This is a genomic window from Bacillus sp. FSL R5-0560, assembly GCF_037966305.1.
GTDB classification, from domain to species: domain Bacteria; phylum Bacillota; class Bacilli; order Bacillales; family Bacillaceae; genus Bacillus; species Bacillus mojavensis.
On record NZ_CP150195.1, the window covers coordinates 1153620 to 1176253 of the forward strand.

The window sequence follows — 22634 nt, forward strand, 5'->3', positions numbered from 1 at the left end:
GGAGCACGAATGAAGACGCCAGATAGAAATTATTTATAAAAAAACCGTTCAGTTCACTGAACGGTTTAATCAAGGTCAATTTGTTTTAATGGTTTGATGGCCGGCCCTTCAACTACCTCGCCGTTTGGTTTAAAGCGTGATCCGTGGCACGGACAATCCCATGTGTGCTCTCCATCGTTCCATTCCACTTCACAGCCTAAATGGGTGCAGGTTGTATCAACAAGATGCAGGCACCCTGTTTCATCTCTGAATGCCCCCGCGCGTCTCCCGTTAATGGTGACGGCTTTTCCTTCACCTGGCGCGATCTCTTCAAACCCGACGTCGGGTTTTTCAAGCTTTCCTTTAATGAAATGCTTGGCCACATCTGCATTATAGGAAATCACCTTTTGCAAGCCGGGATTCAGATGAAAACGCGACGGTGTAAAAATGCTCTCATATGGATTGTCTTTTTTCTCCACAAGGTCTGACAAAAGCTGAGCTGCGACAGCTGATGATGTCATGCCCCATTTTTTGAAGCCGGTCGCAACGAGAATATTGTCTTCGTTTTCAGACATAGGTCCGATGAATGGGATTTTGTCGATAGTCACGAGATCCTGTGTGGACCAGTAATAGGGAATGCTTTCGATTCCAATTGTGCTTTCTGCCAATTGTCTCAGCGTTTCGTAATGGGTCGACATGTCTTTTCCTTGGCCTGTTTTATGGCTTACTCCGCTGAATAGAATCAGCTTTTCTCCGTTGGCAATGGTGTAGCGAAGCGCAACTGACGGCTGATCTATACTTACATACATGCCCTCAGGATAGTCGATCTTCGGCTTGACGGCGAGGACATAGGATCTGTCAGAATACATTCTTGTTGCATATAATCCGCCCCCGTCATAAAAAGGGAAATGGGAGCAGCATATGATAAATCGGCTTTTAATGGCGTGCCGGCTTTTTGTAACAACTTCAGGCATTTCCCCTTTTTTAATATCAAGCGCAACAGTCTCTTCAAAAATCCGTCCGCCTTTTTGCACGATCTGATCAAGAAGCGCCGTTAAAAAGTGAAGCGGGTGAAATTGGGCTTGGTTCTTCATTACAAGCGCCAGCTTAGAGCCGACGGGAAGGGGAAGATCTTTTACGAGGTCTCTCTCAATCCCTAGTTTTGTATATGCCTCATGCTCAGTGCGGATTTTTTGTACAGCATCTTCACTTGTTGTGTAAAGGTAAGCATCTTGTTTGGTCCATTCGCAATCGATCTGATGTTCATCAACAATCCCTTTTATGTAATCAATTGCATTTTGGTTCGCTTCATAATAAAGCCTTGCGTGGTTCAACCCGAAGTTGCGGATAAATTCATCATAGATCATATCGTGCTGAGCTGTCACTTTTGCCGTTGTGTGGGCCGTTGTGCCATTGAGAACCTGATTTGCTTCAATCAGAACGACTCGGAAGCCTCTTTTGGACAGCTCATAGGCCGTCGTGATTCCTGTAATGCCTCCTCCAATAATAGTGACATCACATTCCGTATCCTCTTGCAGCGCCGGAAAAGAAGGCAAGTCCGCCGATGTTCTCCAATATGTTTCAGGAGCTTCTTTTGAAAAATGTTGATTAGCCAAGCCATTGTACCTCCAATATCATTTATTCTTAATTTTTCCACTTTCTATCTTTTCATACATAGGAAGCAGGCTTTATTCATAACATAATAGGGTTGAAAAGGAGTGATTGCATTGGCGAATGAGAAAAAGAAAACATTGCCGCCGCAGCATCAGGACCAGCAGCCGGGATTCGAATATCTGATGGATCCCCGTCCGGTATTTGATAAGCCGAAGAAGGCAAAAAAACTAGCGGGCAAAACGGCCATTATTACAGGTGGAGACAGCGGGATCGGACGCGCTGTATCGGTGTTATTCGCAAAAGAAGGGGCGAATGTGGTCATTGTGTATTTTAATGAACATCAGGACGCCGAAGAAACAAAGGAGTATGTAGAGAAAGAAGGGGTGAAGTGCCTGCTGATTGCAGGAGATGTCGGAGATGAAGCCTTTTGTAACGAGGTGGTAAGACAGGCCAGCCAGGCTTTTTCATCCATTGATATTTTGGTCAATAATGCCGCTGAGCAGCATGTGCAGCCGAGCATTGAAAAAATCACTAGCCACCAGCTGATCAGAACCTTCCAGACAAACATTTTCTCTATGTTTTATTTAACGAAGGCTGTGTTGCCTCATTTGAAAAAAGGAAGCAGTATTATCAATACAGCATCGATCACCGCGTACAAAGGCAATAAAACACTGATCGATTACTCAGCGACAAAAGGAGCCATTGTCACTTTTACAAGATCCCTTTCCCAATCGCTTGTCCAGCAGGGCATTCGAGTCAATGCGGTTGCGCCGGGACCAATCTGGACACCGCTCATTCCGGCCAGCTTTGCCGCAAAAGATGTGGAAGTGTTTGGTTCGGATGTGCCGATGGAACGGCCGGGCCAGCCGGTGGAAGTGGCGCCGAGCTATTTATATCTTGCCAGCGATGATTCTACTTACGTCACCGGGCAGACCATTCATGTCAACGGGGGAACGATTGTAAATGGATAATTAAAAAAGCCAATCCTTAAGGATTGGCTTATTCGCTCTGTTTGAGCGCTGCATATTCTTTAGAGAGCGTAAGAAACGCATCTTTATCTTTTTCGTCCAAGGCTTTGTTGATTTGGTCAGTCAGCATGGTCAACCGACGCTTAAACAAGGATTCATCGAGCACCATTTGAATGTAAATATCCATCATTGTTACATCAAATTCTTTTGTTTTTTGCGTGTTGCGGGACTTCATGAGCTCAGTGTACGACTTTTTCTCTTTCATAAAGAATCCCCCCAATGCCTTTTTTATAGTATATGGATAACGGTCGAAAAAATCAATAAATTTTTATAATTTTTAGACAACTAATACTTGGCAATCTATCGACATATCCTGCGAAGTGCTGTGTTATGAGATCATATAGTAAAGTAAAATCGGTTTATTACTAGTAAAATAGAACTAAAAAATATAAATAAAAGATGATTTTAGTTCATTTGTTAAAAAATCCTGTCGTTTTATAAACACAGATGATAGATTATTAGTATAAAATTTGCAGAAAAAGGATGGAGGCCATAACATGAGTCAGAAAACTGACGCACCACTAGAATCGTATGAAGTAAACAGCGCAACAATTGCCGTGCTGCCAGAAGAAATCGACGGCAAAATCTGTTCAAAAATCATTGAAAAAGACTGTATGTTTTACGTCAGCATGAAGCCGCTGCAAATTGTCGACCGAAGCTGCCGATTTTTCGGATCAAGCTACGCGGGAAGAAAAGCGGGAACTTATGAAGTGACAAAAATTTCTCACAAACCACCAATCATGGTGGACCCTTCGAACCAAATCTTTTTATTCCCTACACTTTCTTCGACTAGACCCCAATGCGGCTGGATTTCCCATGTGCATGTAAAAGAATTCAAACCGACTGAATTCGACGATACGGAAGTGACGTTTTCAAACGGAAAAACGTTGGAGCTGCCGGTCTCATGCAATTCGTTCGAGAATCAGGTATACCGGACAGCCTGGCTCAGAACCAAATTTCAGGACAGAATCGAACACCGTGTCCCGAAACGGCAGGAATTTATGCTGTATCCGAAGGAAGAGCGGACGAAGATGATTTATGATTTTATTTTGCGTGAGCTTGGGGAGCGGTATTAGAAAATAGAAAGGAGCTGACCAAACAGGGCAGCTCCTTCTAAAACGCTAGGCCGTCGGAATTCCGCCGGTGATGCCGTATATTTGAGATGTCACATAGCTTGAATTCTCTGAAGCTAAGAATACATAAACATCTGCCAGCTCCACCGGCTGGCCGGCGCGGTTTAATGGTGACGGCGGTGTTCCTTTGCCGAATTTCGGAATGTTTTCAGTCGGCTGTCCGCCGGAAATTTGCAGCGGAGTCCAGATTGGTCCTGGCGCAACAGAGTTCACTCTGATGCCTTTGGGTGCAAGCTGTTTTCCGAGCGCAACGGTAAAGCCGATAATGGCGTTTTTCGTCGCCGCATAATCTAACAGCATCGGACTTGGATTGTAGCCTTCAACTGAAGTTGTGGTAATAATAGACGCGCCCTCCGGCAAATACGGAAGCGACGCTTTAACCACCCAATATAGGGAGAAGACGTTCACTTCAAACGTTTTATAGATTTGTTCGGTAGGAAGGTCTTCAATGTTTTGCACTGCTTGCTGTTTACCGGCAACGAGCGCTAACACATCCAGCCCGCCGAGTTCGTTATGCGCTTGTTTGACTAAATCCTGACAAAACGATTCATCACTCAGATCACCTGGAATCAGGACTGCCTTGCGTCCTTCTGCTTCAATCAGTTCTTTTACTTCTTCTGCATCAGGCTGTTCCGCGGGCAAATAGTTGATTGCGACATCGGCGCCTTCCCGGGCATAAGCGATGGCTGCAGCGCGGCCAATACCGGAATCACCGCCGGTGACAAGAGCTTTTCGGCCATTTAGTTTGCCAGCTCCTTTGTAGCTTTTTTCTCCGCAGTCCGGCACCGGCTTCATTTTTTGCTGCAAGCCGGGCGGTTCTTGGTATTGTTCAGGAAATTCATCGTGAAAAAATGCTGTTAAAGGATTGTTTCGTTTTGTATCAGACATCATCAACGCCCCTTTTTGTGTGTGGTGTACATTCGTATGTGTACCCTTGAGCAAAGTGAGGAAAACATGTTTTGGCAGTTTGCATCTCTGCAAGACAAAGAAAGCCGAAAAAAATGCCGCTCCTTCCATATTTATCTTGTAAAATAGGGTGAATTGAATTATGATAAAATCGCTATAAAACAACTAAATATTGGGTATGGGGGAGTATATTGTCATGAAAAAAGCCGCGGCGCTTTTGCTGTCACTCGGTCTCGTTTTCGGTTTTTCATACGGAGCTGACCATGTGGCGGAAGCCAAAACGAAGGTCAAGACGTATAAGAACTGCAAGGAATTAAACAAAGTGTACAAAGGCGGGGTAGCCCGTACGTCCAAAGTGAAAAATAAAGGCGGAAAAACGAAGTACAAGCCTTACGTATCAAAGGCGCTTTATGACGCCAATAAAAAGAGCGACCGTGATAAAGATTTTATCGCCTGCGAACGCTAAAGAAAAAAAGCAATCTGTTGTCCAGATTGCTTTTTTCTTGTTTAAGCGGCTTGATCAGCAGTAGCGTTTTTTGTTTTTCTTGTCATGAGACTGACCGCCATCATGACCGTAACATTCAGCAGCAAAGCGACAATGCCGACGTTTAAGTCTTTCGCCGCTTGTGGCAGCGCCGGAAATAACGTGCCAATTGTTGTTTCCGTAACCGTAATATAAGAAACGGCTCCGACACCGGTTATAATGCCGGCAAATGCTCCTTGTTTGGTCACGATATGATGCTTGAACAGGCTGAACAGCAGGGCCGGAAATAGCTGTGTGACAAGGCTGTAGCCCATCAGGAGAAGCGTAACGATTGTGTTCCCGCCTTTGAATGTAAAGTACACAGCAATCAGCGCAATCACTGGCACTAAACATTTAGCCAATAATGACACTTGCTGTTCCGTCGTGCGGGGAGCAAACACTTGATAAACATTTTTGGCAAACAAAGTGGAGGCCGACATTAAAATCATAGACCCCGGCACAAGCGCCGTCAGCAGTCCGGCTGCTCCGATGATTCCGACAAACCAAGGATCGAAGGTTTGAAGAGACAGTCTCAAAAGTGATAAATCCGCGTCTGCGCCTTTCAGACCGGGAACTTGCAGGATAGCCGCAAAGCCGACAAAAAGGACGAATAGAAGGACCAGCTGATATAAGGGCATAATAATGGCGTTTTTCCGAAAGACTTTTGGGTTTTCTGCTGAATAGGAAGCGGAAAACGTATGGGGCCACATGTAAAAGCCCAGCGCCGTCAGCAGCACGGTTGAACTGAACCATGCAGCACTTTGCCCTGTTTCGGGCAGGGTAATAAAACCGGGATTTGCGTTTTCAATCTGCTGAAACATGTCTTGAAATCCGCCGTAGTAATGAATCGGCAAATATACGCCTAAGAATAAAACGACAGCCAAAATCATGATGTCTTTGACAACGGATATCCAGGCGGACCCGTGGATGCCGGATACCATAACGTAAACTGTGATTGAAATGACGCCGATCCAAATGGCAGCAGTGGGAGAAATTTTTCCGTAAGATGTTTCCGATACAATCAATCCAAGCCCTTTCAGTTGCAGCACAAGATAAGGAATAAGAGCGGCGATGCCGACCAGTGAGACGAGCACGCCAAGCAGCGGGCTGTTGTACTTTTTGATGAAAAAATCGGACTGCGACATCAGCTTATGCTGTTTCGCATAGGACCATATCGCAGGCAGGAGCCAATAAGAAAGGATGTAAGCCAGACAGCCATAGGCGATGATGTAAAAGGCCGGTCCGCCTTTCCCGTAGGCCCAGCCGCTTCCGCCGAGAAACGTAAATGTGGTATAAATTTCGCCTGCCATCAATAAGAACACGAACAAGGTTCCGAAGCCGCGGCCTCCGACCGTCCACTGCTCAAGATTCATGTCTTTCCCTTTTTGGGCGCGTACGCCGAGAAACATGCTGAATAGCAAGACGCCGAAAATGATGATGAGAGCTGCGTTCATTCTGCTTCCTCCCTTTTATTTTCTTTGTCAAGGACATACACGATCGCCATCAGGACAGAGGTCAGCAAAGCCCACATGACGACATAGGCGAGAATGAATGGCATGCCAAACAGATAGGGTGTCACTTTGTTTGCAAAAGGGATGCCAAGCAAAAGTCCGATGAAGGGCAGAGCAGCAAGAATGTGAATCAGTTTCATAGAGTCCTCCTTTGATTAAAAGTTGGGCGGTGCGTGTCATGTGCAGGCTGCAAATCATGTCGTTAATTTGGCGGCACATGTCACTTTTTGGGGAGTAAAAGGCTGTGGTACGAATTATAAATAAATTTATTTTGTTTGTATAGTGTGAATTGTCAGAAATTTATTGGTGAGGCGCCCGGAGAGTGGACGGGCGCAAGGAGGAGAGATCAGAATGATTCGAAAGACTCATGGCGCGTCCGGCGCAAATAAATAGAATGTTAACAAACTGCTTACTTGCTCACGGATTCGCGGGTTAAAATAGCGGTGTTTTTCTTCGTAGCCATCAATGACAAATAAATAAAGTGTAAAGGCTTCATCACGCTCAGCCTCGTGGATGGCAATTTTATTTTTCCTCAGCTCTTTTCTGACCTCAATCAGATCCTTTTGTGCTATTTTTAATGATTCGTTGATAAGTTGTATATAAGGGTGTTTTAATTTTAATGTGCTTTTTCCAATTCCGTTGAGATCACGGTTTAAAATGGTAATGACCATAGGCAAAAAAAGAGCCCGCTCTATCAATTCGTATCCTTCTGGCTGCAAATGAGGCATGGTAACTCCTTCTTTCTTAAGGGAACGTTTGTTCTAATCGTATTCTATATCGGCTGGTGAAATATTTCAAGACAGAAAAAATCGCCAAAACTTTTTAGTTTTTCGCCGAGAATGTGTAGAATAAGGATAGACAAACCCGGTGAGGAGTATAAACGTTGGAGCAATTTTTATCCTATTTGACAGAGGATCGTTTAACAGAATTATTTCAAAGCTATAGGGCTTTCGGTCCGCTTATTGCTGTGCTGCTGCCTTTAGTTGAAGCATTTCTCCCGTTTTTGCCGCTTATCGTTTTTGTGGTGGCGAATACCAATTCGTTTGGATTGTGGGAAGGCTTCATCCTGTCATGGGCCGGATCAACAGCGGGGTCCATTCTCGTGTTTTTCATTGTCCGTCATTATGGACAAAGAAGAGCTCTTGGGTTCATCCGCAGGCATCCGTCTGTCAGAAAGCTTATGTTATGGGTGGAAAGACACGGTTTTGGCCCGATGTTTCTTCTGCTTTGTTTTCCATTTACACCGTCTGCCGCGGTGAATGTTGTCGCCGGTTTGTCAAGGATCGGGACGCGGCCGTTTGTTTTGGCGGCAGCCTCGGGAAAGCTCGTCATGATTTTTATGATCAGCTTCATCGGATATGATCTTCACGCGCTGATCACGCAGCCGATTCGCACAGTTATTGCCGTTGTGGTAATTGCTGTCTTATGGTATGTCGGCAAAAGGGTGGAACGGCATCTGCATGTGAGAGCCAGCCAGCGTGAGCATGATGGAGGGAGACAGTAACATGAAAAAACGGTTTTGGTTTCTTGCCGGTGTTGTTTCCGTCGTTCTCGCCATTCAAGTCAAAAATGCCGTCTTTATTGATTACAAAGTAGAAGGCATAAGCATGAACCCGACTTTTCAGGAAGGGAACGAACTGTTGGTCAATAAATTTTCACATCGATTCAAAACCATTCATCGTTTTGATATTGTTTTGTTTAAAGGCCCTGATCAAAAAGTGCTGATAAAGCGAGTCATTGGGCTGCCCGGTGAATCGATCAAATATAAGGACGATCAGCTGTATGTGAACGGAAAACAGGTGGCTGAACCATTTTTGAAACCATTGAAATCTGTATCTGCCGGAAGTCATGTAACGGGAGATTTTTCTCTGAAAGAGACGACAGGGAAAAAGACGTTATCGAAGAGGCAATATTTTGTGATCGGAGATAACCGTATATATAGCTTTGACAGCCGGCATTTTGGTCCGATCAGGGAAAAAGACATTGTCGGAGTCATTTCGGATTAGGAAGCTGTACACTGAGAAAAAGGCGCCATTTGCTAGGCGTCTTTTTTGTGCTGATTGGAAAAATATGTTGCAAGATCATTTGTCAGCCGATATAATCAATTTTGTTACGTATGTAACGAAAATAAAAAATATGTTTTTTCTCGTCACTGTTTATCAGGGTTTTTATTAAGTTGCAAGTGAAACAAAAGGAGTGGAGCTTATGATGAATTACGAAACAGTCATTATCGGAGGCGGACCGGTTGGATTGATGCTGGCTTCTGAGCTGGCATTGGCAGGGGTAAAAACATGCGTGCTTGAGCGGCTTGAACAGCCAATGCCGTATTCGAAGGCGTTGACGCTGCATCCCCGCACGCTTGAACTTTTTGAAATGAGAGGGGTGCTTGAGCGTTTTGCGTCTCGTGGGAAAAAGATATCTTCTGGACATTTTTCAATGCTCGATACCCGTCTTGATTTTTCCAGCCTAGATACGAGTTGTCCTTATACGCTATTGCTTCCTCAGACCGAGACTGAACAGCTGCTTGAGGAACGTGCGCGAAGCCTGGGGGCAGAGGTGTTACGAGGGGCAGAGGCGCTAACGGTAACGCAAAACGAAGAGGGGGTGCAAACCATTTTCAAGGATCGGGAAGGCAGTGTGCGGACGTTGAGCAGCCTGTTTGCCGTTGGCGCTGACGGAGCAGGGAGCGTTGTTCGGAAACAGGCGGGAATTGCGTTTCCTGGAACAGACAGCACCGTCACCGCAGCTCTTGGTGATGTGAAGCTGCTTTCTCCGCCGCCATCAGGAGTCTTGTCGCTTTGTACGAAAGAGGGGGGAGTCATGATTGTTCCGCTTTCTCCTGACCGATACCGCGTTGTGTTGATCAGCCCTTACCGCACGCAGACGCCGAAAGATGCTCCTGTCACAGAAGAGGAGCTGAAAACAGATCTCATCCGGATTTGCGGAACTGATTTTGGCTTAAACGAGCCTACGTGGATGTCCCGATTCGGGAATGCCTCCCGTCAAGCGAAGCAGTATCGGAGCGGCAGACTCTTTCTTGCGGGCGATGCAGCACATATTCATTTTCCTGCTGGCGGCCAAGGGCTGAATGTCGGTCTTCAGGATGCCATGAACCTTGGATGGAAGCTTGCGGCGGCTGTCGGCGGCTCTGCACCTTCATGGCTTTTGGACAGCTATCACGCTGAGCGGCATCCGGTGGCGGAAGATCTTCTTCGGAACACAGAGGCGCAGACGCGGCTGATGGATTTCACGAAGGCCGGTCTCCATTTGCGAAGCATGGTGTCCGATATGCTTGCTTTTCCCGATGTGAATCGCTTTGTAGCGGGCCAAATTTCTGCAATCGATGTCGGGTATGAAGCTGACCAAAACATGCCGCCGCATCGGTTGAACGGCAAAAGACTTCCGGATGTGGAACTGCGGCTTCCTGATGGCAGTATGGAACGCCTCTATAACTGCCTGCATAACGGGGCATATGTTTTGCTGTCACTGAAACAAGGAGCTGATAATGACCATATCCCATTTAATGGCTTACACACAGTGTGTGCTTCTCTTGCAGAGCCGCGTGAAGAGTGGAGAGACGTGCATACTGTATTGGTTCGGCCTGATGGTCATGCCGCCTGGGCAGTCGATGCCGCCGGGCCAGATGCGGCAGAAGTGATTCAATCAGGTATCAGACGCTGGCTCCCAATTGCCAGCCGTGTGTAACACAAATCGATTGTTTCATCTGTAACAAAACGTTATGATATAAGAAACAATTGATTAATAAAGGATGGAAGAGCCGTATGGATACAGAACATACTAAGCGATCACTTTTTGAATTATATACGGAACTCATTCATCAGCAGGAGAAATGGGAGGGGCTCATAAAAGCCTTTTTGGCTGATGAAATGAAGAAGCTGGATCAGGAGCACGGACAAAAATCTCAATTGACGATGACAGAAATTCATGTTCTTTCCTGTGTGGGGGAGGGTGAGCCGATCAATGTCACTTCGATTGCCGCCAAAATGAATACGACGAAAGCGACGGTGTCACGCATCAGCACAAAATTGCTTGGCGCCGGCTTCCTCCACAGAACACAGCTCAGCGATAATAAGAAGGAGGTCTACTTCCGTTTGACGCCGGCAGGGAAGAAGCTGCACAGCTTGCATCAATACTATCATCAAAAGGTCGAGCAGCGTTTTCTTTCCTTTTTTGACCGTTATACAGAGGAAGAGATTCTGTTTGCGGAAAGGCTGTTGCGGGATTTGGTGACAAAATGGTATCCATCCTCAGAAGAAATGGAAGAGGGGCTTCACAAAGTTTTTAAATAAAAGACACGCACTGAGGTGCGTGTTTTTCACGTTTCTTCTTTCTTTTTCAAGATTGTAAGGTAAATCAGATTTCCTCCGGCTAAAATGATAAGCGGCAGTCCAGGGGAGCTGGATGTCACCAAATTATAAATCAGCCAGATTCCTAAACATATTCCATAATATAAGTGCATTGCTTTCTCGGGGTTGTCGCGCAGCAAACTCCCTTTAAAAATCTTTTTCATCATAACGCCCCTATTAATTTTATGATTTCTCCTTTAGTTTACATGTATCTTCGGTTCATCTCAAAATTTGATCTTTGGCTTTTGTTGCTTCTTCAGAATATTTCGAGGAATTTTAGAATTATTTTTGATGGGGAGCAACAGGCTAGTATACCTTGATTTATGGATGGATCATAAAACAATTCTGTAAATACCTTTGCTGCGTGACCTGAACGTATCTCTGACAGGTACAGAATCATCATCACTTCTATCTCCCTTGCAAAAACACTGTTTTCTCCTGATAAAAAAGAGGACATTAAGTCCTCTTCTTCCTTACGATATGATTTAATTTACACGTTTTTCACTGTGTTTTTGAAGCTTTGCTTTCAAGTGAAATAGGGTTATCTGTTTTAGTTCGCCTAATCTTTACAGAAATACCTACTAGAATGACCGCCATGGTTGTAAATATTCCCATGGTTAATAAGATTGTATCCTGATTTAAACTCCATCCAATTAAGAAAGAGATGATTGCTCCTCCGAAACTGGCCGAAGCAATAAATAAACTTGTAACTTCGTCCACGTACTTCTGAATAATGATGGATGCTAGTGTTAAAGCAATGGGAAATATGCCCGCTATACTTAAACCAATCAAAAATGTACCACCCAATTGAAGTATGGGGTGACTTATATAAGGGAAGGCAATCAACAAAACAATTAAACAACTACAACTGAATAGGAGGTACTTAGAAAAATCGAGCCTTCTGCTTACTAAACCAATCAGTATTCTTCCTATGATGATTCCTACCCAGAAAAAGGAGACACTGATAAGACTAATTTGTTCATTGCCTTGGTTTATCATGATGGAAGGTAAAAAGTTGGCGAAATTTGTTTCAATCCCGGCATATAGGAAAGCAAAAAATACAAAAAAGCCTAATTGCTTTGATTTCTTTCTATCTCCTATAAAGTATTGAAACGCTCCTACATCTGGCAAGGCCACTTGCTGGTTAGCATGCTTGGCGTCCTTTCGGTTCTTGGATAAGAAAATGAGCCACCCTGCTAATAGGACGAACAAAAAGGTCAATATGCAGTAATACGGTAAATACCAGTTATTGATATCGATGAAGGAATTAATGAATAATGGGAAAGATAAAGCGCCTAATCCAAAGAGGACTTCCAGCTTACTCATTTTTTCTGCATTACTTTCGAAATTAGCAATAACAAAGGAACCAACTGTCGTTTCTAATGTACCTGCTCCATATCCTAAGAGAAAAGCCATTACAACAATATAATACCAATCCTTAGTGAGAAAAAAGATACTTAACGCTACAAGCATTATTGTCAAAGCTAAAGTAAGTGTCCTAAAGTGACTGTATTTCTTAATCATTAACGGTGCGATTAATACTCCGCTTAGGAATCCGCTAAACTGAAAGAAAATGATGATCGAAATATCATCTGTTGTCTTGTTAAAAGACTCTAAAAGAAATGGTGTCAAACTTCCTGTTGATATATGGATAATACCCACTGTGAAAAAGAAAGCATATCCAAATAAATATGTCCCTCTTACCATTCATTACACCCCTATATGAAAAAGCAGGAAAATAAATTCCTGCTTTTTCAGTAACTTATCTCTTCGAAATACTAGTTGACTGCTAAAACAGACATTGTTTGAGAGTTGCTATCTTTCTCAAAGAACATTTCTAATACTTCCTGTGATCTAAAACCATCGTTAAAAGAAGGGATCTCAACCCAATCTTTCTGAGTTGAAGCAATCCAGTTGATCAACTCGCTTCTAAAAGAATCAGCCCAACCATAAAATTCGTTTGGCGGATCGTTTAATAGACTTTGCGGTACTGGGCAGTCTACCACGTTCAAGCCATCTATGAGCTTGTAAACGTGAGGGTTACCAGTGTGGTATTTAAACTCTTTTTTGTGTCCAACTACCTCAATGCTAAAACCGCAGTCTTCAGGTACAGAACATTTTGATGTGATAATATTTACAAATACCTTGTTCTTCAATTGTCCATAAATTTCTGCATAGTCATCTACAAGTACCTGTTTATCCTCTTTTGTTTTTACATTTGTGTTCATCTTTGCCATTACTGATTCTGTGATGAAATCACTCTCAAACAAATACCATACCATGTCGATAAGGTGAATACCCAGATCTCCCAATGATCCACTAGTCTTCTTACTATTAGCGTCATCTCTCCAAGTAAATTTCTTACGTCTAAGCGCACTATTTTTCTTGAAGTGTACTTTTATAGACAGTATGTTACCTAGTTCATTATTGATAATTAAGCTTTTTAAGATATTTACGTAAGACAAATATCTATAATTAAATCCCATACTAGCTCTTACGCCTAACCTTTGAGCAGTATCTTTCATTATGCTTGCTTCCTCAAGAGAAATAGCCATAGGCTTTTCGCACAATACATGCTTATGTTTTTCTAATGCTTGCAAAGCATGTTCTTTATGGCAGAAGTTTGGTGATGCTACAATTAAACCTTCAGAGACATCTATAAGTTCATCTACATTTTCATATGTCTTCCCACCGAAAGTTTTCACAAAGCTTTCCGCATTTTGTTGATTTATGTCATACACTCCTACTAACTCTACATTTTTTATTGTAGATAAAGCAGTTGCGTGCGCTTTTGCAATACCGCCTGCACCTATGATACCAATCTTCTTCATATCTATTTCCTCCTCATTATCCAATTAATTTTTTTAAGGTATGAGTAATTCCTTTTGAGTACTCACTATCAGTTATCAATTGGTGCAGGTTTTTTGCTTCTTGTGTTGCATTTTTTAGTAGATATCCATTTCCTACTGCCTGTAACATCCGAACATCATTTCCACTATCTCCAAATGCGATAGCTTTTTCAGTATTTAGGTTGTATTTCTCTAACATAAACTTTACAATTTCATTCTTTCCTGTTCCCATGGGTATAAAATCGACATCATAGCTGTCTTCTGGATCACCCGCTAAAGGATTACACCGATTTATATTTACTGAAACTCCGTATTCCTTGCAGATTTTTTCAATAGCTAATAGGTTTTTCTTGTCGTTTATTTCATCTTGTTCCTGATAATAGAAATTATGCTTATACCGTGACGTTCCTAATTGAGTTTGAGGATTCAAAAGAATGTTATGATTTTCATGTAACTGTTTTACAAGTATCTCAATCTTTTCTTTACTAAACTCTTCATTTATACGACTGTTCCACTCATTATCTTGCTGTCCGAAGTTATGCTCTGAAAAGTACGTAATTTCAGTTCCAAGATCACTAGCTATAAAATGTGGGAAATATCTAAATTTTCCTCTTCCCATTTTATCGAGAATAGATTCTATACTACTCCCAGTAACCCATCCGATTAGTAGTTCCCCAGCTTTACTTTTTTGTTCTAGATAGTCTTCGAGTTCATATATGTCTTGTTGTTTTTGTTCATCGATTGTATGCGGAAAATACGTTTCATCAAAATCACAAAAAACAATATACTTAGGATGTTCAACCTTGGATAACGTTTTATACTCTGACTTCTTGCTTAATAACATGAAACAGTCCCTCCATTACTCTGTCTTGTTCTTCTAAAGTAAATGACGGATATAATGGCAAATGCAGTACCTGACTATGAGCCTTTTCCGTATGAACCAATTGGAGTTTTGTATACTTGTCCTGTACTAGTGGAGTTTTTTGCATATGAGACAGTATTGGATAATATACATCTGTTTGAACACCAAACTCTTCATTTAATTTCGTCATGATATCTGTCCTGTCTTCTGTTCTTACCTTAATAGGAAACAGATGCCACACATGATCTTCACTTAATTCTGGTAATTCAATGAGGCCTTTATTCTGTAATTCTGCTAATTGAGTAATGTATCTATCCGCCAAAAACAGTCTTTTGAAATTGTTTAATGAAAGATACTTCATTCTCTCTAAACCAATTGCTGCCTGTAAATTGTCCATTTTTGAATTCAATCCAAAATTGATGACTTTCTTATTTTTTACATTTACTTCAAAACCATGATAACTAAATTGAATGCACTTTTTAGCGAGTTCTTCATTATCAGTTGCTATTGCCCCAGCCTTACCGCATACACCAAAATTCTTATATGGATTAAAACTTAATGTAGTGATGTCTGCATACTTTCCTAAGTCTGTCAGTCCAATTCCTTGGCAAGCATCTTCAATTACTTTCAATTGATAACGATTTGCTATTTGACGGATATGCTTCATTTCTGAATGTTTTCCGTACAAATGCACAGGTAGAATAAACTTTGTAGAAGGAGTTATTGCTTCCTCAATTTTGTTAGGATCGATGCAGAATGTTTGTGGGTTACTATCTACATAGATAGGAACGCCTCCCAAGGCTAACACAGCATTTTCAGTAGCTGAAAAGCTATTAGCTGGCATGATCACTTCGTCCCCTCGGTTTAACCCTAAAGCCAATAATCCTATCATAATAGCATCCGTTCCACTGCTGGTTGCAATTACATACCTTTTATGTAAATATGTAGATAAAACTTTCTCGAATTGCTCTAAATAGGAACCACTCGTAAATTTTCCAGTTGGCAAAACTTTAGATAATGTATTTAAGATATCATCCACTTCATCATTGGTTATTAATCTGTCTACAGGCATAAAAGGGACTTTATTAATTTCGCGATTTTTTTGGTAGTTGAAAAGGTCATTTTCAATATCTGTATTTTCTTTTAAGACTTGTCTTAATCGCTCGTTTACAATACTGTCTTCAATAACAAGTTCTTTTCCTTGTACGTCACCTTTTAAGTGTTTTAGCAGTAACATGTTTTCTTTACTTTTACCTGAAACTCTAACCTGTTTTTGCATGAACAGTACCTCCAATGATTTATAATCTGGAAAATTTGATACAAATTTATCCTAATTTCTGAAACCGATAACATGTCAATAACTTTTTTGAGGAAGGGAAAATATGCCTACAATTGATGAAATAGCAAGATTATGCAATGTGTCTAAAACCACAGTCTCAAGAGTGTTGAATAATCACCCTTATGTGTCGAAAGAAAAAAGAGATACGATCTTAAAGGCTATTAACGAACTTGACTACACTCCCAATTATTTGGCTCGTAATTTTAGGAGAAATAAGACACAAACGATAGCTTTATCGGTTCCGAGTATCGACCATCCATTTTTCGCTCGATTAATAAAAGGGGTTTCTCATGAAGCACTGTTTAAGAATTACAAGGTCATTGTATTTCAAACCTTTTATGACAAACAGACAGAGCTGGAGCTATTAGAGTTATTGAAACACAAAGAAGTGGATGGTATTATTCTTGGAACTCTAGAAAATGAATGGGATAAGATATCTCCTTTCTTAAAGTATGGTCCTATCTTATTATGTAATGAATATCATCACTCAGCGGACATCACGATCATTGGGTATGATGAATTTGAAGCGACATACATGGGGGTAGTACATTTAATTGAAAGAGGACATGAAAAAATTGGATTTTGTTTTGATACTCCATACAGCGAAGCTCAATGTCAGAGGAAAGAGGGTTACTTGAAAGCTTTACGAGATTACAATTTACATCATAGAAACGAATGGATATTTGGTGAATTGTTTAATATCGAGGATGGCTTTCGTGTTTTTCATAAGATAAAGGATCTAAAGGACAGACCCTCAGCAATATTTACAGGAAATGATCAAGTCGCCGCAGGGATTATTAAACAGGCGATAAAAAATGGCTTTGACGTTCCAGAAGACTTAGCTGTAATTGGTTTTGACAACCAATCGATTTGCCAAGTAGTGACTCCGACCATCACAACAATTGATATTCCCATAATAGAATTAGGGCAACAGGCTGTGTTGAAAATGATCGAGTATATTTCGGGTAACACTTCTTTAAACAGAAGAATTATTAAACTGCCAACAAAACTTATTATAAGAGAATCAACTTAACTATAGATTTTCACTTCCTTATCATTTTATAACTGTGTATAGAAAAAAGAGGTTATTCATATAATAACCTCTTTTTCAATCAGGAAATTTCACTTTCCTGCCCCATTTTGAAGTCTCCATACTCTGCAGAATAGAGTGACTCCCCCCTTTTATGCCTAAGTCTTTCTTTTTTTCAACTAGGCATTGCTGCCGCTTATCGAACTCTCTTTGCCTTTTTTTTCACCATGAAGATGGTGAAGCAGACGATAAAACGGCGGCAAGAGGGCAATGACAAGGATGACGCGTATGACCTGAACCGCAACGACAAAGGTGGAATCGGCATGCAATGTAACAGACGTCGTTGCCATTTCCGCGATGCCGCCGGGGGCAAATGCCAAAACAGAGGTGATCAGCGAAATTCCTGTCAGTTTGGAAACAATCACCGCGCTTAAAAGCATAGCGGCAATTAAGCCGACTGATGAAATGAAACCGACGATCATGATACGTGTAACGCCGGCAAACATGCTTTTGTACATCTTAGAACCGATTGTAGCCCCTAGAAATATCTGCGAAAGATGGTTTGCCTGTGACGGCCACCATGCAAGCATGTCATGGCCTGTTATTGAAGCGCCGCCTATGTGCACGGCCGCTACACCGAGCATACTGCCGAGCAGCCACGGAGCGGGAAATTTTAAATATTTTGCCGCTTTGCAAGCTCCCCAGGCAACGAAAATGAGAACGCCGGTCCACAGTACGGGAGCGAGCCCGATTTCTGTCGTGGCAGCGGATACCGTTTGGGTTGTGGCATTTGCGGGACCATCTTGTTTAGCGTAAATCAGGATAACCAAAAACGGAATAGACAGGACCACGAGCAGCACCCGCATCATTTGAACGAGACTGACAATAGCGGTATTGGCACCGACCTCCTGGGCAATACTCGGCATGGCGGACAGTCCGCCGGGAGCCGTGCCGACAAAGCTGGTCATCATATCTGTTTTGCTGAAACGCCAAAGCACATAGCCTGACAGCATGGCAAGGAGTATCGATAAAATCAGCATGATGCCGACCGAAAACCAATGATCTTTGAGGACAGACAGAACGGATAGGTTCAGCTTTTGGCCCAATTCAATGCCGAGGATCATCTGCCCGAGAGCGAGCCACCGGCGGTTAATTCCTTTTTGATCTGGCGCCATCATCAGCCAAGCCGGCCGTAGCATAGCGAGACAGCAGGCGACAATCAGCGTTCCGATCATCCATCCGATCGATATTCCGGTTAACGAAAGAATAAACCCCCCGGCTGCACTGATTGCGATAAACCATACATCTGTGAGGAGATTTTTGTCTTTCTTCAATATAAAACCCTTCTTCCTATTAACTTACAGCTCCAATTGTTCATGTAGTGAATGTATCATTACTATAGTATATTTTTGTTGATAATGAAATTATGAATTTTTTTCTGTCAGCCATTCACTTTTCTTATGACCTTATATTCAATCCTCTCCATGATATGAGACTGCAAGAAACCGGCGGCGAGAAGACAAGCGGAAAGACTGTAGAACATGATTTCTCCGCCAAACGAAGTCAGGATCAGTCCGCCGGCCAGCGGTCCGATTGACCGTGAAATATCCCAATGCAAGCCGTATATCGCATAGAAACGGCCGAGCATATGCGGCGGCGCCAGCCGGGAAATAAAGGTTTGAATATGAGTGAGTCCGATGCTTTCTCCAATCGTCATCACGGCAGCAGTCAGCATAAGCAGCGTCAATGATGTTGAGAATGCAAAGCCGGCGGCCGCAAGTGAGTAGCTGATATAGGTGATGAGAAGAATCGCTTTCATCGAAAACTTTTCTGTCCATTTTACTAGAGGAACTTGAAGAACAAAGCTTAATAACGCTTTTGCCGCTGAATAGATTGCCAGCATGGACAGGTAATCAGGAAACACACTTTTGCTGAACAGCCTGTATGTCGTTTCTGTTTGCGCGTATAACATGCTGATTGGGAGAGAAAGCAGCAAAAGGATCAAAACAGGCCGATATCTTGTGAAACGCTCGGATAATGCTGCGGGATGATCGGCTTTTAGCGGCTTTGTTTCTGGTAATTTAAAGGCGGCGATAAGAAAATAAACGAACAGGGCCGCGGCATCTAATGCAAATATCCAAACGGGATCTTGAGCGTACAGCAGCAGCCCAAGCAGCGGACCTGCCGTCAATCCTGCTGAGTAGATGGCATTGATGACGGCAAAAACTTCCGAACGTCTGCTTTCCGGCGTGCTTTCGGCGATCTGTGCGCGTGATGCAGGAATGTACAGGGATCTGCCGATGCCGTTGAGGATATAAAGGAATGCGAAAAAATATGCATCATGAGCAAAAACAAAACCCGCCATTGCAGCTGTTTGCAGAAGCAGGGCAGTAAGGATCGCTGTTCGCCGTCCGAGCTGATCTGTCACACGTCCCGCTATGAGTGTCAGGCAAATATCAGCGAAGGGCTGAAGACTGATGATAAGCATGGGAAGCATCACGCTTCCGTTTAATTGCTCATGCAGATACAGCACCATAAACGGCCCCATCATGGCACCTGTCAGGCTTGTCAGCATTTCGCCGAAAAACCGGAGCCAAACGGGTGCTGTGTAGCGGGATTTCATTGATTGGAAGAGGAGAAACATGTGATTTCCGCCTTTCGATGTTTGATATAGTAGTAGTGTATAAAAGGGGCGGCGGGCCAAAAAGAGAAGAAAATTAGTGAAAAAAATTCCCCTTTGTTGTCAGGAGGTGCAGGGATTGAAGCTGATTGACCATTATGTGGCGCTCGCAAAAGCTGAGAGCGGCGAACCGGGACAGATGAAGGAAATGCCGCTCAGTGAGATTGCGGCTTGTTTATATTGTACAGAGAGAAATGTGAAGCTGATTTTACATAAGATGGAGAGCAAAAAATGGATCATTCGCGAGAGCGGATCGGGGCGCGGCCATAAATCAAAAATCGCTTTTCTCCGTCAGCCGGAAGATTTGCTGCTTCAAACTGCCAAGGAATATACAACAGCCGGAAAGCTTAAAAAAGCAAAAGAACTGCTTGAATATTATCAGCCGGTGTTTCCTGGGATTCAAAATGTGTATGACATGTGGTTTTCTGAGGTGTTCGGTTTTGTAACAGAAACCGGACAGGATGGTGAACAGGATGTGCTGCGCTTGTTTATAGCCCCAGCAGCGGTAAGCAGTTTTGATCCGTGCAGGATTTTTCTGCGGTCAGAGGGCCATTTTGTCAAGCAGATTTATGATACACTGGTCCGATTTGATCGGGAAAAGAGAGAGCCGCAGCCGCATTTAATCCACGGATGGAATAAGGCGGGGAAAAAACGGTGGAGATTTTTTCTTCGGAAAGGCGTTTCTTTTCATAATGGAAAGCCATTGACGTCAAGGGATGTTGTATTTACGTTTCAGCGTTTTATGGATCATGATGAAAATCCATATAAATGGCTGCTGAAAGGTGTTGAACGGATTTCAGAGAAAGGGCCTTTTTGTGTGGACATTGAGCTCGATCAGCCAAATGAGCTTTTGCCATATATTCTTTGTGATGAACGGCTGTCTATCCTGCCGGCAGAAATGAACGGCGAGGTGAATGGAACAGGACCTTTTTGCCTTGTTCAGCATGACGAACACATGCTCATTCTTCAAGCCAACGAGCGTTACTTTAAGGGCCGGGCATTCTTAGATCGTATTGAGTTTGTGTTTTCTGAGCAAGCAGATGATATGTACGGTTTTACCCTTCGAGAAAAACAGAAACCTCCTGAGCGGCAAACTGTTTTTGAAGAACGGCATGTTCAATACTTGTCACTAAACCTCAGAAAGAAAGGGCCGCTTCAGCATCCAAGCTTGAGAAAAGCCCTTCGGCTGCTGATTTCATCTGAACAGCTCGTTCGTGAGGCGGGAGGACACAGAAGCATTCCTGTATCATCTTTTTTCCACCGGGCGCCTTTTGATTGGGGAGATGCTTCACCTGCGGAATTAATGAAAAAAAGCGGATATGCGGGAGAGACGTTGTCACTATTCACTTTTTCTGAAACGGATCATTGCGAGGACGCAGCATGGATTCAAGAGATTTGTGAACGGAGCGGCATTAGGCTTAATCTGGAATTTTGTACTGCTGCCGATTTGCGCCGACCGGAAATCGTACAAATGGCTGATATCATTCATGACAGCGCAACGTTTTATGAAGAAGGTGAGTTTGGTTTTTTACATTTGCTGCTTTCGGAGAACAGCTTTTTGCATCAGCATCTTTCAGGTGACCAGAAACAGACATTTTCAGAAATGATAGAACGGTTTTTCTCATTACCCGACCGGTCTTCCAGAATGAATATAGTAAAACAAATTGACCGTCAGCTTATAGGGAGCTTCAGCGCGATACCGCTGTATCAAAATGTGCTTGAGGTAGCATCGAGTGAGACGGTTGAGGATCTCATGCTGGATGAAGAGGGGTGGATTGATTTTTACTCTGTATGGCTGTCAAAGGAGTGAAGAGGGCTCTCATTTGACCCCTCTCATGCTTCTGTTACGCAGCCATGTTGCGGCAGAGCTCAGCGCAGGCAAAGCAAGACTTCGCACACGCTTGGCAATGATCATGATCATGCTTTTCGCATTCAGTGCCGCAGGCTTCACAAATATCGGCGCAAAGTGCGCAAATTTCTTTCATAAAGGGGCTGTCCGTTTGCATGGCTTTCACTGCCAGCGCGCAAATATCCGCACATTCCCTGTCAAGCCGGATGCAGCCGCTCAGATCGTGGTGTGCACTTTCTGCCAAACATTTTGTGAAACAATGGTTGCAAGCTTCCATACATGTGATACAAGCTTCAATGGTTTGCTGCATGCTTGATTCCTCCTCATATGTTCGTGTATGATTTTATGTTTCCCGGCTGATGGTAAGAAAAACAGTGGAGTGTGTTTTCGGGGAAGGGGTATGTATATGTACCCTGATTGGGTAAATCTAACGTTCATCAGATAGTATAGAAACCAAACATCGTGATTTTGTTCATCCCGTGCGGCGTGCGTAAAGATACCCTTTGCCTTTATATTTGAGGTTCCTCAGCTGCGCGTAAGGAAAAGTCAATGGTTTCCTGATCATCTTTAAAAGCGACATCAAGTCCTTTTGTAAAAGTGTCCACGCATTCCTCTGTTTGTTTCGGCATGATATGTTTGCGTAATGGCTCCGTATATTACGTAGATGTCGGATCTCAACGCGCCTGATTTCTTCAATTTGTTTTCTGTCCTAAGCAGGGTGGACCAGTTCAGCAAGCCTGCGGTAGGATTGAACCACGCTCAATTCTCCGTTGATGGCCTTCTGAGATTTTAAATGAAAACGGGGTCTTCCCGAGATTTCGCTGGATAAGGAAAATAGCTGTAATACAAGGGGGTTCAGCTTCAATCTTAAGATATTGGGCTTCTGTAAAAGTATATGTGAGGCCAGGACACATGTGCGGAGAAAATCAGCTTCTTATAAGTGGAAAGGCCGTTTTTACCAATA

The 22634-nt window shown here is 43.0% G+C and carries 23 protein-coding genes and 1 pseudogene; 9 read left to right on the forward strand and 15 right to left on the reverse strand.

What is annotated here, in order from left to right; translation table 11 throughout:
* Nucleotides 1-65: 65 nt before the first annotated feature.
* A complete protein-coding gene (locus tag NST56_RS05775; RefSeq protein WP_326226843.1) occupies nt 66-1595 on the reverse strand; it encodes an FAD-dependent oxidoreductase in 1530 nt (509 codons plus the stop codon).
* Nucleotides 1596-1706: 111 nt separating this feature from the next.
* Here NST56_RS05775 and NST56_RS05780 point away from each other — a divergent pair, with 111 nt between their 5' ends.
* Entirely contained in the window at nt 1707-2564 is an 858-nt protein-coding gene (locus tag NST56_RS05780; RefSeq protein ID WP_010333636.1) for an SDR family oxidoreductase, read from the forward strand.
* Between the two features lie 28 nt (nt 2565-2592).
* Here the strand turns inward: NST56_RS05780 and NST56_RS05785 are convergent, their stop codons facing one another.
* Nucleotides 2593-2826, reverse strand: a complete 234-nt coding sequence (locus NST56_RS05785; protein ID WP_010333637.1) for an IDEAL domain-containing protein — start codon at nt 2824-2826, stop codon at nt 2593-2595.
* Between the two features lie 292 nt (nt 2827-3118).
* On the opposite strand from NST56_RS05785, the gene comK reads away from it, so the two are divergent.
* Complete coding sequence (comK, locus tag NST56_RS05790) at nt 3119-3697, forward strand: competence transcription factor ComK (RefSeq protein ID WP_010333638.1); 579 nt, start codon at nt 3119-3121, stop codon at nt 3695-3697.
* A 45-nt stretch (nt 3698-3742) separates the two neighbouring features.
* Here the strand turns inward: comK and NST56_RS05795 are convergent, their stop codons facing one another.
* Nucleotides 3743-4642: an SDR family oxidoreductase gene (locus NST56_RS05795; RefSeq protein ID WP_326192562.1), complete on the reverse strand. Its 900-nt coding sequence runs from the start codon at nt 4640-4642 to the stop codon at nt 3743-3745.
* A 214-nt stretch (nt 4643-4856) separates the two neighbouring features.
* Here NST56_RS05795 and NST56_RS05800 point away from each other — a divergent pair, with 214 nt between their 5' ends.
* Complete coding sequence (locus NST56_RS05800) at nt 4857-5126, forward strand: excalibur calcium-binding domain-containing protein (protein WP_010333640.1); 270 nt, start codon at nt 4857-4859, stop codon at nt 5124-5126.
* Nucleotides 5127-5167: 41 nt separating this feature from the next.
* Here the strand turns inward: NST56_RS05800 and NST56_RS05805 are convergent, their stop codons facing one another.
* From NST56_RS05805 to NST56_RS05815, 3 genes are all read right to left on the reverse strand, one after another.
* The gene (locus NST56_RS05805; RefSeq protein ID WP_339180646.1) at nt 5168-6637 is read right to left on the reverse strand and encodes a sodium:solute symporter; all 1470 of its coding nucleotides are present in this window, start codon (nt 6635-6637) and stop codon (nt 5168-5170) included.
* Complete coding sequence (locus NST56_RS05810) at nt 6634-6834, reverse strand: DUF3311 domain-containing protein (protein WP_010333642.1); 201 nt, start codon at nt 6832-6834, stop codon at nt 6634-6636. Before NST56_RS05810 ends, NST56_RS05805 begins: the two co-directional genes overlap by 4 nt.
* 225 nt (nt 6835-7059) lie before the next feature.
* Complete coding sequence (locus tag NST56_RS05815; RefSeq protein ID WP_339180649.1) at nt 7060-7422, reverse strand: hypothetical protein; 363 nt, start codon at nt 7420-7422, stop codon at nt 7060-7062.
* Nucleotides 7423-7577: 155 nt separating this feature from the next.
* Between NST56_RS05815 and NST56_RS05820 the strand changes: the two genes are divergently transcribed.
* From NST56_RS05820 to NST56_RS05835, 4 genes are all read left to right on the forward strand, one after another.
* The gene (locus NST56_RS05820; protein WP_010333644.1) at nt 7578-8198 is read left to right on the forward strand and encodes a TVP38/TMEM64 family protein; all 621 of its coding nucleotides are present in this window, start codon (nt 7578-7580) and stop codon (nt 8196-8198) included.
* A gap of 1 nt (nt 8199) precedes the next feature.
* Entirely contained in the window at nt 8200-8700 is a 501-nt protein-coding gene (gene lepB / locus NST56_RS05825; RefSeq protein ID WP_010333645.1) for a signal peptidase I, read from the forward strand.
* A gap of 199 nt (nt 8701-8899) precedes the next feature.
* Nucleotides 8900-10399 carry a monooxygenase gene (locus NST56_RS05830; RefSeq protein ID WP_339180653.1) on the forward strand — a complete coding sequence of 500 codons (1500 nt, stop codon included), beginning with the start codon at nt 8900-8902 and terminating at the stop codon, nt 10397-10399.
* A 77-nt stretch (nt 10400-10476) separates the two neighbouring features.
* Entirely contained in the window at nt 10477-11004 is a 528-nt protein-coding gene (locus tag NST56_RS05835; protein WP_339180655.1) for a MarR family transcriptional regulator, read from the forward strand.
* Nucleotides 11005-11030: 26 nt separating this feature from the next.
* Here NST56_RS05835 and NST56_RS05840 read toward each other — a convergent pair whose 3' ends face one another.
* The 5 genes from NST56_RS05840 to NST56_RS05860 form a co-directional block, all read right to left on the reverse strand.
* A complete protein-coding gene (locus NST56_RS05840) occupies nt 11031-11228 on the reverse strand; it encodes a hypothetical protein (protein ID WP_032731040.1) in 198 nt (65 codons plus the stop codon).
* A 334-nt stretch (nt 11229-11562) separates the two neighbouring features.
* Nucleotides 11563-12768: a glucose/mannose transporter GlcP gene (gene glcP / locus NST56_RS05845; RefSeq protein ID WP_229147756.1), complete on the reverse strand. Its 1206-nt coding sequence runs from the start codon at nt 12766-12768 to the stop codon at nt 11563-11565.
* Between the two features lie 71 nt (nt 12769-12839).
* Complete coding sequence (gene ntdC / locus NST56_RS05850) at nt 12840-13892, reverse strand: glucose-6-phosphate 3-dehydrogenase NdtC (protein ID WP_339180659.1); 1053 nt, start codon at nt 13890-13892, stop codon at nt 12840-12842.
* A gap of 16 nt (nt 13893-13908) precedes the next feature.
* Nucleotides 13909-14754 (reverse strand): kanosamine-6-phosphate phosphatase, encoded by an 846-nt coding sequence (gene ntdB, locus NST56_RS05855; RefSeq protein ID WP_339180662.1) that lies wholly within the window; start codon nt 14752-14754, stop codon nt 13909-13911.
* Entirely contained in the window at nt 14726-16051 is a 1326-nt protein-coding gene (locus NST56_RS05860) for a DegT/DnrJ/EryC1/StrS family aminotransferase (protein ID WP_339180664.1), read from the reverse strand. Before NST56_RS05860 ends, ntdB begins: the two co-directional genes overlap by 29 nt.
* Before the next feature lie 103 nt (nt 16052-16154).
* On the opposite strand from NST56_RS05860, the gene ntdR reads away from it, so the two are divergent.
* Nucleotides 16155-17144 carry an NTD biosynthesis operon transcriptional regulator NtdR gene (gene ntdR, locus NST56_RS05865; protein WP_326328296.1) on the forward strand — a complete coding sequence of 330 codons (990 nt, stop codon included), beginning with the start codon at nt 16155-16157 and terminating at the stop codon, nt 17142-17144.
* A gap of 176 nt (nt 17145-17320) precedes the next feature.
* Here ntdR and NST56_RS05870 read toward each other — a convergent pair whose 3' ends face one another.
* Complete coding sequence (locus tag NST56_RS05870; protein ID WP_326130645.1) at nt 17321-18475, reverse strand: AbrB family transcriptional regulator; 1155 nt, start codon at nt 18473-18475, stop codon at nt 17321-17323.
* 107 nt (nt 18476-18582) lie between these two features.
* Nucleotides 18583-19785 (reverse strand): MFS transporter, encoded by a 1203-nt coding sequence (locus tag NST56_RS05875; RefSeq protein ID WP_326328298.1) that lies wholly within the window; start codon nt 19783-19785, stop codon nt 18583-18585.
* Nucleotides 19786-19900: 115 nt separating this feature from the next.
* Here NST56_RS05875 and NST56_RS05880 point away from each other — a divergent pair, with 115 nt between their 5' ends.
* Nucleotides 19901-21631, forward strand: coding sequence for an ABC transporter substrate-binding protein (locus NST56_RS05880; RefSeq protein ID WP_339180671.1), 1731 nt, complete (start codon nt 19901-19903; stop codon nt 21629-21631).
* Nucleotides 21632-21665: 34 nt separating this feature from the next.
* On the opposite strand, the gene NST56_RS05885 is transcribed toward NST56_RS05880, so the two are convergent.
* Together NST56_RS05885 and NST56_RS05890 are read right to left on the reverse strand one after the other, a co-directional pair.
* Nucleotides 21666-21980 (reverse strand): four-helix bundle copper-binding protein, encoded by a 315-nt coding sequence (locus NST56_RS05885; protein WP_268446705.1) that lies wholly within the window; start codon nt 21978-21980, stop codon nt 21666-21668.
* A 125-nt stretch (nt 21981-22105) separates the two neighbouring features.
* A pseudogene (locus tag NST56_RS05890) lies at nt 22106-22519 on the reverse strand (rubrerythrin family protein); the annotation flags it as partial.
* Between the last annotated feature and the right edge of the window lie 115 nt (nt 22520-22634).

Bases quoted from the DNA above. Each gene is read 5' to 3' on its own strand.
- NST56_RS05785 (WP_010333637.1), bottom strand. From the start codon at position 2,826: ATGAAAGAGAAAAAGTCGTACACTGAGCTCATGAAGTCCCGCAACACG.
- comK (WP_010333638.1), top strand. From the start codon at position 3,119: ATGAGTCAGAAAACTGACGCACCACTAGAATCGTATGAAGTAAACAGC.
- NST56_RS05795 (WP_326192562.1), bottom strand. From the start codon at position 4,642: ATGTCTGATACAAAACGAAACAATCCTTTAACAGCATTTTTTCACGAT.
- NST56_RS05800 (WP_010333640.1), top strand. From the start codon at position 4,857: ATGAAAAAAGCCGCGGCGCTTTTGCTGTCACTCGGTCTCGTTTTCGGT.
- NST56_RS05805 (WP_339180646.1), bottom strand. From the start codon at position 6,637: ATGAACGCAGCTCTCATCATCATTTTCGGCGTCTTGCTATTCAGCATG.
- NST56_RS05810 (WP_010333642.1), bottom strand. From the start codon at position 6,834: ATGAAACTGATTCACATTCTTGCTGCTCTGCCCTTCATCGGACTTTTG.
- NST56_RS05815 (WP_339180649.1), bottom strand. From the start codon at position 7,422: ATGCCTCATTTGCAGCCAGAAGGATACGAATTGATAGAGCGGGCTCTT.
- lepB (WP_010333645.1), top strand. From the start codon at position 8,200: ATGAAAAAACGGTTTTGGTTTCTTGCCGGTGTTGTTTCCGTCGTTCTC.
- NST56_RS05830 (WP_339180653.1), top strand. From the start codon at position 8,900: ATGATGAATTACGAAACAGTCATTATCGGAGGCGGACCGGTTGGATTG.
- NST56_RS05835 (WP_339180655.1), top strand. From the start codon at position 10,477: ATGGATACAGAACATACTAAGCGATCACTTTTTGAATTATATACGGAA.
- NST56_RS05840 (WP_032731040.1), bottom strand. From the start codon at position 11,228: ATGATGAAAAAGATTTTTAAAGGGAGTTTGCTGCGCGACAACCCCGAG.
- glcP (WP_229147756.1), bottom strand. From the start codon at position 12,768: ATGGTAAGAGGGACATATTTATTTGGATATGCTTTCTTTTTCACAGTG.
- ntdC (WP_339180659.1), bottom strand. From the start codon at position 13,892: ATGAAGAAGATTGGTATCATAGGTGCAGGCGGTATTGCAAAAGCGCAC.
- ntdB (WP_339180662.1), bottom strand. From the start codon at position 14,754: ATGTTATTAAGCAAGAAGTCAGAGTATAAAACGTTATCCAAGGTTGAA.
- NST56_RS05860 (WP_339180664.1), bottom strand. From the start codon at position 16,051: ATGCAAAAACAGGTTAGAGTTTCAGGTAAAAGTAAAGAAAACATGTTA.
- ntdR (WP_326328296.1), top strand. From the start codon at position 16,155: ATGCCTACAATTGATGAAATAGCAAGATTATGCAATGTGTCTAAAACC.
- NST56_RS05875 (WP_326328298.1), bottom strand. From the start codon at position 19,785: ATGTTTCTCCTCTTCCAATCAATGAAATCCCGCTACACAGCACCCGTT.
- NST56_RS05885 (WP_268446705.1), bottom strand. From the start codon at position 21,980: ATGCAGCAAACCATTGAAGCTTGTATCACATGTATGGAAGCTTGCAAC.